This is a genomic window from Gemmiger formicilis, from assembly GCF_016901605.1.
GTDB classification, from domain to species: Bacteria; Bacillota; Clostridia; order Oscillospirales; family Ruminococcaceae; genus Gemmiger; species Gemmiger formicilis_B.
Genome location: NZ_JACJKP010000082.1, coordinates 1 through 12,189, shown reverse-complemented (window position 1 = coordinate 12,189; position 12,189 = coordinate 1). Strand labels below are relative to the sequence as shown.

Genomic DNA, 12,189 nt, shown 5'->3' with positions numbered 1-12,189 from the left:
GCATGCGGCGGGAACAGGTAGCCAAGGCCATTGCCGAGCACCCCAATGCGGTGGCGGTGCTGGTGAACAACCCCACCTACTACGGCATCTGCAGCGACCTGCGGGCCATCGTGCGGATGGCTCACGATGCGGGCATGCTCTGCCTGGCCGACGAAGCCCACGGCACCCACTTCTACTTTGGCGGCGGACTGCCCGTTTCCGCCATGGCAGCGGGGGCCGATATGGCGGCTGTTTCCATGCATAAGAGCGGCGGCAGCCTGACCCAGTCCAGCCTGCTGCTCTGCGGCCCCAACGTTCATGCGGGCTATGTGCGCCAGATCATCAACCTGACCCAGACTACCTCGGGCAGCTACCTGCTCATGTCCAGCCTGGATATTTCCCGGCGTAACCTGGCCCTGCGGGGCCGCCAGGTGTTCCACCAGGTGGCCGATATGGCCGAGTACGCCCGGGAGGAGATCAACGCCATCGGCGGGTACTACGCCTTCGGCAAGGAACTGTGCAACGGTGACTCGGTCTTTGACTTCGACACCACCAAGCTGAGCATCCATACCCGGGACATCGGTCTGGCGGGCATCGAAGTGTACGACATCCTGCGGGATGAATACGATATCCAGATCGAGTTCGGTGACATCGGCAACATTTTGGCCTATCTCTCCATGGGCGACCGTCCCCAGGAACTGGAGCGGCTGGTCAGTGCCCTGGCCGAGATCAAGCGCCGTTACCACACCGACGGCACCGGCCTGCTCAACCAGGAATACATCGACCCCGAAGTGGTGGCCAGCCCCCAGCAGGCCTTCTATGCCGATAAAATCAGCCTGCCCCTGCGGGAAACCGAGGGCCGGGTCTGCAGCGAGTTCGTTATGTGCTATCCCCCGGGAATCCCCATTCTGGCGCCGGGCGAGCGCATTACCGCCGAAATTTTGGATTACATTGAGTATGCCAAAGCCAAGGGCTGCAGCATGACCGGTCCCGAGGACCCCGACATCCTGCGCCTGAACGTGCTGGCCTGAGAAGGAGGGTTTTGCCATGGAAATGTGGTTTTCGGAATTTCACACCCCGGACGTAAAGCACAGCATCCGGGTGGACCGGCAGCTCTATTCCAAACAGAGCGATTATCAGCGCATCGATATTTTTGAAACGCCGGAGTTCGGCCGGGTGCTCACCCTGGACGGCAACGTCATGCTTACCGAGCGGGACGAGTTCATCTACGACGAGATGATCACCCATGTGCCCATGTCGGTGCACCGGGAAGCCAAGGATATTCTGGTCATCGGCGCCGGCGACGGCGGCGTGGTGCGGGAACTGACCCGGTATGACCGGGTGGAGCGCATCGACCTGGTGGAGATGGACCCCATGGTGGTGGAAGCCTGCCGCGCGTATCTGCCGGGCAACGCCTGCCGCATGGACGACCGCCGGGTGCACATCTACTTTGAAAACGCCCTCAAGTTCATCCGCCGGTGCGAGAATGAGTATGACCTGATCATTGTGGACTCCTCGGACCCCTTCGGTCCGTCGGAAGGGCTCTTCACCCGGGAATTTTACGGCAACTGCTTCAACGCCCTCAAAGAGGACGGCATCATGGTGAACCAGCAGGGCAGCCCCTTCTATGCCGAGGATGCCAACGCCATGCAGCGCAGCCACAAGCGCATTGCCAGCACCTTCCCCATCAGCCGGGTGTACCAGGCCCACATCCCCACCTTTGCAGCTGGTTACTGGCTGTTCGGTTTTGCCAGCAAAAAGTATCATCCCATCGATGATCTGGACGCCAAAGCCTGGAACGCTTTGAACATGCGTACCCGGTATTACACCACCCGCCTGCATGTGGGTGCATTTTATCTGCCGGCATTTCTGGAAGAAATGCTGCGGGAAGTGGAGGATCGTTAATGCTGCCGCGGAATGTTGAAAACTTTATCGGGTGCGACAGCGCCTACCGCACGGCCCAGATCGTGCTGTTCGGCGCGCCGTACGATTCCACCACCAGTTACCGTCCCGGCGCCCGGTTCGGCCCGGCGGCCATCCGGCACGAAAGCTACGGTATCGAAACTTACAGCCCCTACCAGAACACCGACCTGACCGACTGCGAGATCTTCGACAGCGGCGATCTGGAACTGTGTTTCGGCAGCAGCGAAAGCGCCCTGGTGGATATTGAATCCCGGGCTGCCGAGATTTTGCGGGACGGCAAGTTCCCGCTGCTGCTGGGCGGCGAACATCTGGTGACTCTGGGGTCCGTCCGGGCGGTGGCCGCCCGTTACCCGGAACTGCACATCGTCCACTTTGACGCCCACGCCGATTTGCGGGACGATTACCTGGGCGCCCAGCTCAGCCATGCCTGCGTTATCCGCCGCTGCCACGATATTCTGGGCGACGGACGCATCCATCAGTTCTGCATCCGCAGCGGCGACCGGGAAGAATTTGACTTTGCCGCCGCCCACACCGACATGCACCGGTTTGATTTTACCGGGCTGGAGGAACTGACCCAGTGGCTGTGCGATACCAAGGTGCCGGTCTACCTGACCATTGATCTGGACTGCCTGGACCCGTCGGCTTTCCCCGGCACCGGCACGCCGGAAGCAGGGGGCGTCAGCTTTGTGCAGCTGCTGAACGCCATCCGCACCGTGACCCGGGCCAACATTGTGGGCGCCGACCTGAACGAACTGGCCCCCATGCTGGACGCCAGCGGCGTTTCCACCGCCACCGCCTGCAAGACCCTGCGGGAACTGCTGCTGGCGCTGGTACATAACCGGCCTAATGTATAAATAAGTATTTGTTTAGAGTTTTTTCGGTTCCTTTTTGCAAAAAAGGAACAAAATCTTCTCGTATGTAAAGGAGTCATCACCATGAGCAAAGTTCTTGTCATCGGTTGCGGCGGCGTTGCCAGCGTCGCCATTCACAAGTGCTGCCAGGTCAGCGACGTTTTCACCGAACTGTGCATTGCCAGCCGCACCAAATCCAAGTGCGACGCCCTGGCCGAAAAACTGGCCCCCACCACCAAAACCAAAATCACCACCGCCCAGGTGGATGCCGACGATGTTGACCAGCTGATCGCCCTCATCAAGAGCTATCAGCCTGACCTGGTCATGAACATCGCCCTGCCGTACCAGGACCTGACCATTATGGACGCCTGCCTGGCCTGCGGCGTCAACTATATGGACACCGCCAACTATGAGCCGGAAAACACCGACGACCCCGAATGGCGCGCCATCTACGAAAAGCGCTGCAAGGAAGCGGGCTTCTCTGCCTACTTCGACTACTCCTGGCAGTGGGCCTACAAGAAAAAGTTCGAGGATGCCGGCCTCACCGCCCTGCTGGGCTGTGGCTTTGACCCGGGCGTGACCCAGGCTTACTGCGCCTATGCCGCCAAGCACGAATTCGACACCATCGACACCATCGACATCCTGGACTGCAACGGCGGCGACCACGGCTATGCCTTCGCCACCAACTTCAACCCCGAGATCAACCTCCGGGAAGTCAGCGCCCCCGGCAGCTACATGGAAAACGGCCGCTGGGTGGAGATCCCGGCTATGAGCATCAAGCGGGAATACGACTTTGACCAGGTGGGCAAAAAGGATATGTACCTGCTCCACCACGAGGAGATCGAGTCCCTGGGCAAGAACTTCCCCGATGTCAAGCGCATCCGCTTCTTCATGACCTTCGGCCAGAGCTACCTGGACCATATGCGCTGCCTGGAGGATGTGGGCATGCTCTCCACCACCCCCATCAACTACAACGGCCAGGAGATCGTCCCCATCCAGTTCCTGAAAGCCCTGCTGCCCGACCCGGCCAGCCTGGGCCCCCGCACCAAGGGCAAGACCAACATCGGCTGCATCTTCACCGGCACCAAGGACGGCCAGCCCAAGACCTACTACATCTATAACGTCTGCGACCACCAGGCATGCTACCGCGAGGTGGGCAGCCAGGCCATCAGCTACACCACCGGCGTGCCCGCTATGTGCGGCGCCCTGATGATGCTCACCGGCCAGTGGACCAAGCCCGGCGTCTACACGGTGGAGGAGTTCAACCCCGACCCGTTCCTGGACGCGCTGGATAAGTACGGCCTGCCCCGCAGCGAGAACCGCGCCCCGGCGCTGGTGGACTGATGCCCGCCGTGGATACCCGCCCGCCCTTTGCCGCCATCGGCGGCAGGGTGCCCGGGAAATGGACGGCCCTGCCCACCCCCTGCTACCTGCTGGACGAAGGGGCGCTGGCCCGCAACGCCGAAATTCTCGGCGATCTGGCCCGGCGTACCGGCTGCAAGGTGCTGCTGGCGCAAAAGGCTTTCAGCAACTACGACCTGTACCCGATTCTGGCCCCTCACTTGGCGGGTACCGAGGCCAGCGGCCTGTATGAGGCCCGCCTGGGGGCTGAGGAGATGCCCGGCAAAGAGGTCCATGTTTTCTGCGCCGCCTACCGGGACGACGAGATGGAGGAACTGCTGCGCTGGGCCGATCATATCGTTTTCAACTCCCCGGCCCAGCTGGGCAAGTTCGGCCCCGCCGCCAAGGCCGCGGGCAAAAGCGTGGGGCTGCGGGTGAACCCCGAGTGTTCCACCCAGGAAGGCCACGCCATCTATGACCCCTGCGCCCCCGGCAGCCGTCTGGGCACCACCCGCGCCCAGTGGGACGCCGCGGTGGCCCAAAACCCGGCCCTGCCGCAGCTTCTGGACGGGCTGCACTTCCATACCCTGTGCGAACAGGATTCCGACGCCCTGGCGGTGACGCTGGATGCGGTGGCGGAAAAATTTGGCGACCTGCTGCCCGCCATGAAGTGGCTCAACATGGGCGGCGGGCACCATATCACCCGCCCCGGGTACGACCTGGCCACCCTGGAGCGGTGCATCGCCCGTGCCCAAAAGGACTGGGGCGTGACGGTGTACCTGGAACCGGGGGAGGCCTGTGCCCTCAACGCCGGGTTCCTGCTGACCCGGGTGCTGGATGTGGTGCATAACGGCGATACCACGGTGGCCATTTTGGACGCCAGTGCCGCCTGCCACATGCCCGATGTCATCGAGATGCCCTACCGCCCGCCGCTGCTGTTTGCTGCCGACGCAGGGGAAAAGCCCTGCACCGTACGGCTGGCGGGCCCCACCTGCCTGGCGGGGGACGTGATCGGGGATTACAGCTTTGACGCGGAACCCCGGCCCGGCGACCTGCTGGTATTCGGGGATATGGCGATTTATACCACCTGCAAGAACAACACCTTCAACGGCATGCCGCTGCCCGCCATTCTGGCCCGGGCCGCAGACGGCAGCTGCCGGGTACTGAAAGAGTTCGGCTACCGGGATTTCAAAGTCCGCCTGGGGCACTGAAACCCTGTATCTTCTTTGCTTTTTTGGGGCATACTACCCCAAAAAGGGAAGGAGAGTTGAGGTATGATCGAACCGGATACCATCAAACTGCTGCGGGAATGTGACGCCGGGGTGGCCATGGGTCTTTCGGCCATCGACCAGGTGATGGACACGGCCAAAAGCCAGTCCCTGCGGGACGCATTGACCCGCTGCCGCACCGAACACCAGCAGCTGCAGGATGAAATCGTCACGGCGCTGCACGATTTTCACGACGAGGGCAAGGAACCCAACCCCATTGCCCAGGGCATGTCCTGGATCAAAACCGGGGCCATGCTGACCATGAACGAGAGCGACGCCACCATCGCGGACCTCATCACCGATGGCTGCAACATGGGGGTCAAATCCCTGAACCGCTACCTGAACCAGTACGAAGCCGCCAGCGAGGACGCCAAGGACATCACCAAGCGGCTGATTGCCCTGGAAGAAAAGCTGGCCGAGGATATCCGCCGCTTTTTGTAAAACCAAAACCGCCCGCCCGGGAATTTCCCGGACGGGCGGTTTTTTGCAACGTGAGTGTATAGGCCACGGCGGAGGACTGTTGCCCTCTTGAAGCGCCGTCAGGCGGCAGGGTAGAGGATGTCGGCTACCTTCTGGTAGGCTTCGCCCCAGCGGGCGTTGGGTTTCAGGTGGTAAAGCTCTTTCTCCATAATGTAGAAGTTGCCGTTCTGCACGGCGGACAGGGTATCCCAGGCGGGGTTGGAGGTCAGCGCCGCATCCAGGGTCTTCTGGGCGGCTTCCTGGTCACTGCCCTGGAACACCACAAAGATGTAATCCGGGTCGTCGGCAATGATGCGCTCCATGCTCAGATCTTCCAGCAGGCTCTCGTCGCTGTCGGCAATATTTACAGCGCCCAGGTCGGCCAGAATCTCACCCAGCACGGTGCCTTTGCTGTTCTTTACCTTGCAGCTGGTGCTGGCAGAGCGCAGCAGCAGTACCGTGGGTGCGCTGCCGTCGTTCTGGGCCTTGGCGGCATCCACCTGGGCCTGTACATCCAGGCCGTAGGTCTGGTAATTCTCGGTATGGCCGGTGATCTGGGTGCAGACGTCCAGCATCTCCAGATAATCGGTAAAGCTGTTCACGCCGAAGTAGATGACCGGAACACCCAACTCTTCCAGGCTGGGCAGCAGTTCTACATTGGAGGTGGTGTTGCTGCTGGCAATCACCAGATCGGGCTGGGCGGCGATCAGTTCTTCCATATTGGGTTCCATCAGGCTGCCCAGGTTGGCCACATCATCGCCCAGGCCCAGGTCAAAGTCGGTCCAGGCATCGTCGGCGGCGGCTACCAGGGTGTCCTGACCGCCTGCCAGGCACCACACATCGGTGTAGCTGCCCAGCAGCACCGCGACCCGCTGGGGCTGCACGGGCACCGTTACTTCCCGGTCCAGATCATCGGTAAAGGTCAGAGTGGTGCCCTCGGCGGCTGCTTCGGTGGTGGCGGTGGACTCCACCGTGGATTCCGCCGTGGCGGTCTGTTTCGGTGCGGAGCTTTCCACGGCAGTCTGGGCACCGCAGCCTGCCAGCAGGATGGCAGCACACAGAACAGGGAAAATACGTTTCATCATTTTGTTGATTCCTTTAGGTTGATTGTCTGCCCAGTATACCCCCCGGGCGGGGACGGTGTCAAGCAAAGCAATGCCCCGCAGGGCGAAAGCGGCAATTCTTTCACACTGCGGGGCAAGGTGTATAAACAATCAGCAGTATTTTGCCAGAATGGTCTGCAGTTCCTCCCCGTGGGCATTACGCCAATCCTGCCAGGTCTGGCCGGCTGCCGCGGCAGCCTTGCCCAGTTCCACCAGCAGGGCGGGAAGCTGCTCTTCATAAACCACACCCACGGCTTCGCCGAACTGCTCGGCGCCCAGGGCATCGCAGCCGCCCAGGAACATCTTGAAAGCGGGGGCGGGTTTGCCGCCGGGAACCGGCTTCACACAGCCCTGGAAGCCGATGGTGCCGGCCTGATGGGCCGAGCAGCTGGACGGGCAGCCGGAAATGCAGATCTTCGGCAGGGCGCCGTCGGGGATGCCGGCCTCCCGCACGGCGGCAACGCAGGCCTGCAGCGCCGCCTGGCTGTCCCGTACGCCCTGCTGGCAGATGGCCGCGCCGATGCAGGCCACGCTGGTCTCAAACAGGGTCTGGGCACCGTCGGCGGTGGCGTCCAGCACGCGGGCAGCTTCGTCGGCGGTCAGGTTGATGATGTAGAGCGTCTCATGAGGGGCTACCCGGCACTCGGCAGCGGGCATATCCTGCAGCAGGGCGGCCAGTTCGGCGGGCTTGCCGGTGGGCAGCACACCGCCGATGGGATGGTAGACCACAGCGTACAGCCCTTCCTGCTTCTGGGCAATCACACGGGTGTTTTCAATGCTGCCCGCGCCGGTCTTGGTCACGGCCTTGGGGGTCAGGTCCAGGTCCAGACCGCCGGCTGCCTTGCAGGCGGCCAGATTCTCCAGGTACACGCGGCGCAGCTCGTCAACACCCAGAGTCTCCTGCATATAGCGGGTGCGGGCTTTGGCACGGTTCTCGTAGTTGCCGTGGGCGCAGAAGGTATCGATCATGGCCTTGATGGCGTAGAGCACGTCGGAAGCGGGCAGGTGCTCCTCCACCAGTACGCCCATGCGGTGGTTGTTGCCTAGGCCGCCGGCAATATACAGCCGGAAGCTGCCGTCCTGCTGGGCCACAAAGCCCATATCCCGGAAGGAAGCATGGACGCAGTCGTCCACCCCGTTGCAGAAGGCAACTTTCAGCTTGCGGGGCATGTGAATGTCCCGGCAGATGGACAGCAGGTAGTCGCTGGCGGCTTCCACCCAGGGCATCACGTCGAAGGCTTCCCCGGCCTGCACACCGGTCAGGGGGCTGGCCATCACGTTGCGGGGGTTGTCACCGCCGCCGCCGCGGGTGATGATGTCGCAGCCCACGGCCTGTTCCATCAGTACGGGCAGCAGCTCGGGGGCCAGGTTGTGCAGCTGGACGGTCTCGCAGGTGGTCAGCTTCAGGGGCGCAATGTTGTACTGGTTGGCGATCTGTGCCAGGAACTGCAGCCGGGGCAGCGTCAGGCGGCCGCCGGGCAGGCGCAGGCGCAGCATGTGCTTGGTGCCGTCCCGCTGGGCATAGCTGCCAAAACCGCCGGACGCTCCCTTGTAATCCTTGCGGGGCAGTTCGCCTGCCGCAAAGGCCATGGTCTTTTTATGGAACTCCTCAATCTCGGTGCGGTAGAGATTGAGCCATTGTTCGTTCATACAGATTTGCTCCTTTATAATCGGATTAGAACTCATTCATTAATTTATTATACCACGCCAAAAGAGAATAAAACAACGGGGGAACCGCTAAAGTTCCCCCGTTGGCTATTATTTTTTTGGAAAAGTAACTTTGATGGTAGTACCGGTGCCCACCTGGCTCTGCAGGTCGATGTGTGCATCGTGCAGCAGGGCAATGTGCTTGACGATGGCAAGGCCCAGACCGGTGCCGCCGGTGGCTTTGGACCGGCTCTTGTCCACCCGGTAGAACCGCTCAAATACCCGGGACTGGCTGTCCTGGGGGATGCCGATGCCGTTGTCCTCCACTTCCAGGAAGGGGCAGCCGTCGGTCCCGGTGCCGCAGCGCAGCTCCACATGGCCGCCGGGGCGGTTGTAGCGGATGGCGTTGTCACACAGGTTGGTGGCCAGTTCCACCAGCTGGTCCCGGCAGCCCTGCACGGTGGCGGGATGAGCGTCGTACTGCAGGGTCACATAGGCTTTGCGGGCGTTCACCGTCATGGTCTGGGCAATTTCCTTGACCAGGGCGGCCAGATCCACCGGCACCATGTCGGCGGGGATTCGCTGCCCGCGGGATGCCTGGGTGCTGTCCAGTTCGCTCAGCTGCAAAATATCGCTGACCAGAGCGATCATACGCTGGGCTTCTTTGTGGATGCGTGCCGCAAAGGTGGGCACATCGGCGCTTTTGGCCATGCCGCTCTCGATCAGTTCGGCATAACCGGAAATACTGGTCAGGGGCGTTTTTAGCTCGTGGCTTACGTTGGCGGTAAATTCCCGGCGCATGGTTTCGTTGTCTTCCCGCAGTTTGCGGTCGGTCTGAACGGTCCGCGCCAGAGGAATCAGTTCTTCATAAGGCACATCGGCCTCGATGGTGTCCAGGTGTTCTGCCAGCTGGTTGATGGGGCGTACCATCATCCGGGTCAGCCAGGAAGAAAGAAGCCAGGCAGCCAGCAGGATCAACACCACCGCGCAGAGCAGCAGCGGCAGGGTGTCGGCGCTCAGGCCCCAGATGTTGTCCACTTCCTCGCCCACGCGCAGAATCTGCACCCCGGCGGGGGTGTCCAGACGCAGGGCATAGTAATGGGTCTCCTGTCCCATGGTTTCGCTTTCGCGGGTGCAGCTGCCGCTGCCCGATTCCAGGGCGGCTTTCACTTCGGGGCGGTCGGCGTGATTTTCCAGCGCGCCGCTGTGGGCGTTGTCATACAAAACGGCGCCGTCCTGGGCAATCAGGGTGCAGCGCACACCGCTGTCATCCGCCAGCCGCGCCAGATCCTGGGGGTCACCAGAACCTGCCAGATCGTAGCCGTCCGCCACGGTGACGCACAGCGCCCGCAGGTAACGGTCCACCCGCTCGGTGTAGCTGTGCTGAAACAGTAAGGTGGCGGCGGTCAAAGTGGCCAGTACGCACAGCACACCCACCAGGATCAGTCCCCGGCGGAAACGCAGGGTCATGCTCCGCGGCCGTACGCTGCGGCGTTCCTCGTCACTCATCGGCGCCCTCCGTGCTCAGCTTGTAGCCGACCTTGCGCACGGTGCGGATGGCTTCGCCCGCCGCGCCCAGTTTCTGGCGCAGGGTACGCACATGCATATCAATGGTGCGGGATTCCAGCAGGTCGTCGGTGTCCCACACTTCTTTCATGATCCGTTCCCGGGCCAGCACCTGTTCGGGGTGCTCCAGAAAAAGGTGCAGCAACGCATATTCTTTAAAGGTAAGCTCCACCGGGGCACCGTCCACCCGGACCGTGCGGGCCATATCATCCAGCACGATGGACCCGAAACTCAGGGTCTTGGGGGTGGGGGCCGGTGCGGCTGCCGCGGCCCGGCGCAGCACCGCCTTCACCCGGGAGATAAACTCCATGATGCCGAAGGGTTTGCACAGGTAGTCGTCGGCGCCGTGATCCAGACCTTTGACCACGTCGATCTCGCTGGTTTTGGCAGTGACCATAATCACGGGAATGGCGCGGGTGGCCGGATCGGCCCGCAGCTTGTTCAGAATCTGGTAGCCGTCCTCGTCGGGCAGCATGACATCCAGAATCACCAGGTCAGGTGCTGCGCCCCGCAGGGCGGCCCAAAAACTGGCGCCGTCCTCGCAGCCGGTGGCTTCATAGCCGTTGGTCTGCAGGGCATACTGTTCCAGTTCCCGGATGCTGGCGTCATCTTCGACGATATAGATCATGAAAAATCAAAACTCCTTTTATTGCTGCCCGGCGTCGGCTGTGGCCGGAACGGGCGCGGATTCGGGGGTGCCTTCCGCGGGGAAGGTATAGCGGTCACGGTATTTCTCGTACCGCTGTTCAAACTTCACGCTGCCGCCGTTTTTCAGGTGGTTCAGGTATTCGTGGGTGTCGAACTTGTCGTCGGCAACCTCGATCATGGCAACGGCGATGTTGGAGCAATGGTCGGCAATACGCTCGTAGGTGGTCAGCAGGTCATCCAGCACAAAGCCGTACTCGATGGTGCAGGTACCGGCCTGCAGACGGGCAATGTGGCGGGTCTTGACTTCGCGCACCAGGCCGTCCACCACTTCCTCCAGCGGTTCGATCTTGCCGGCAGCGTAGCAGTCGTGCTTCTGGAAGGCATCCACCGTGCGGTTCACGATGTCCTGCAGGGCGGCTTCCAGCACGGCCAGATCGTCCAGCGCTTCATCGCTGAAGCGAATCTTCTTGTCACGGATTTCCTCCGCGGCTTCCAGCAGGTTCACCGAGTGGTCGGAAATTCGTTCAAAGTCGCCGATGGTATGCAGCAGGGTGTTGATGGTGCGGTTGTCCGCCTTGCTCAGGGTACGGCCGGACAGCTGGACCAGGTAGGTGCCCAGGGCGTCCTCGTAATGGTCCACGGCGTCCTCCTTGCGGCGGACTTCGTCGGCAATGGCGTCATCCCATTTGCGGGTGGTGGACATGGCCTGTAGCAGCGCGGTGCGGCAGACTTCGGCCATATCGCCGCCAACCAGCATGGCGCGGTTGATGGCAACGGCGGGGGTGGAGAGCAGACGCTCGTCCAGCAGGGTGTTTTCCTCGGGCTTTTTGTCGTCCGGCACCGTGAGGATGGCCAGCTTCACCAGCAGCTTGTTGAAAGGCAGCAGGATCGCCGTGGTGGTCAGGTTGAACACCGTGTGAATGATGGCGATGTTGAAGGCGTTGGCCTGGTCATGGTAGAAGGAGAACTGGAACACGGCGTTCAGGGCATAGAAACCGCAGAGGAACACCGTGGTGCCGATAATGTTGAAATACAGGTGGATCATGGCGGTACGGCGGGCGTTCTTGTTGGCGCCGGCCGAAGAAATCAGTGCCGTGACACAGGTACCGATGTTCTGGCCCATGATGATGGGCATGGCGGCGGCAATGGACACGGCGCCCGTGGAGATGGACAGCGCCTGCAGAATACCCACCGAAGCGGAAGAAGACTGGATGATGGCGGTGAGCAATGCGCCTACCAGCACGCCCAGTACAGGGTTGGTGAAGGCCAGGAACAGATCACCGAACCAGGGGGCATCGGCCAGGGGCGCGGTGGCACTGCTCATCAGGTCCATGCCGGTCATCAGGATGGCAAAGCCCAGGAAGATCTGGCCGATGCCCTTCTGACGCTCTTTGCCGAACATGA

The 12,189-nt window shown here is 61.8% G+C and carries 11 protein-coding genes; 6 read left to right on the top strand and 5 right to left on the bottom strand.

Features of this window, described 5'->3' with window-relative positions; translation table 11 throughout:
- The 6 genes from H6B10_RS08020 to H6B10_RS07995 all read left to right on the top strand — a co-directional run.
- On the top strand, positions 1-1,010 hold a 1,010-nt coding region (locus H6B10_RS08020), incomplete at its 5' end, for an aminotransferase class I/II-fold pyridoxal phosphate-dependent enzyme (RefSeq protein WP_204651114.1).
- Positions 1,011-1,026: 16 nt separating this feature from the next.
- Positions 1,027-1,884, top strand: a complete 858-nt coding sequence (speE, locus tag H6B10_RS08015; protein WP_204651113.1) for a polyamine aminopropyltransferase — start codon at positions 1,027-1,029, stop codon at positions 1,882-1,884.
- A complete protein-coding gene (gene speB, locus H6B10_RS08010; RefSeq protein ID WP_204651112.1) occupies positions 1,884-2,756 on the top strand; it encodes an agmatinase in 873 nt (290 codons plus the stop codon). Before speE ends, speB begins: the two co-directional genes overlap by 1 nt.
- 81 nt (positions 2,757-2,837) lie before the next feature.
- A complete protein-coding gene (locus H6B10_RS08005) occupies positions 2,838-4,097 on the top strand; it encodes a saccharopine dehydrogenase family protein (protein ID WP_204651111.1) in 1,260 nt (419 codons plus the stop codon).
- Positions 4,097-5,305 (top strand): carboxynorspermidine decarboxylase, encoded by a 1,209-nt coding sequence (locus H6B10_RS08000; RefSeq protein ID WP_204651110.1) that lies wholly within the window; start codon positions 4,097-4,099, stop codon positions 5,303-5,305. The genes H6B10_RS08005 and H6B10_RS08000 overlap by 1 nt, the downstream gene beginning before the upstream one ends.
- Before the next feature lie 63 nt (positions 5,306-5,368).
- The gene (locus H6B10_RS07995; RefSeq protein WP_204651109.1) at positions 5,369-5,803 is read left to right on the top strand and encodes a hypothetical protein; all 435 of its coding nucleotides are present in this window, start codon (positions 5,369-5,371) and stop codon (positions 5,801-5,803) included.
- A 98-nt stretch (positions 5,804-5,901) separates the two neighbouring features.
- Here H6B10_RS07995 and H6B10_RS07990 read toward each other — a convergent pair whose 3' ends face one another.
- From H6B10_RS07990 to H6B10_RS07970, 5 genes are all read right to left on the bottom strand, one after another.
- A complete protein-coding gene (locus H6B10_RS07990) occupies positions 5,902-6,906 on the bottom strand; it encodes an ABC transporter substrate-binding protein (protein WP_204651108.1) in 1,005 nt (334 codons plus the stop codon).
- 129 nt (positions 6,907-7,035) lie between these two features.
- Positions 7,036-8,574, bottom strand: a complete 1,539-nt coding sequence (locus H6B10_RS07985) for a nitrite/sulfite reductase (protein ID WP_204651107.1) — start codon at positions 8,572-8,574, stop codon at positions 7,036-7,038.
- A gap of 108 nt (positions 8,575-8,682) precedes the next feature.
- Complete coding sequence (locus H6B10_RS07980; RefSeq protein WP_204651106.1) at positions 8,683-10,080, bottom strand: sensor histidine kinase; 1,398 nt, start codon at positions 10,078-10,080, stop codon at positions 8,683-8,685.
- Positions 10,073-10,765, bottom strand: a complete 693-nt coding sequence (locus tag H6B10_RS07975) for a response regulator transcription factor (RefSeq protein ID WP_204651105.1) — start codon at positions 10,763-10,765, stop codon at positions 10,073-10,075. The genes H6B10_RS07980 and H6B10_RS07975 overlap by 8 nt, the downstream gene beginning before the upstream one ends.
- Before the next feature lie 18 nt (positions 10,766-10,783).
- Positions 10,784-12,189: Na/Pi cotransporter family protein (locus H6B10_RS07970; protein ID WP_204651104.1), on the bottom strand; the 1,406-nt coding region annotated here is incomplete at its 5' end.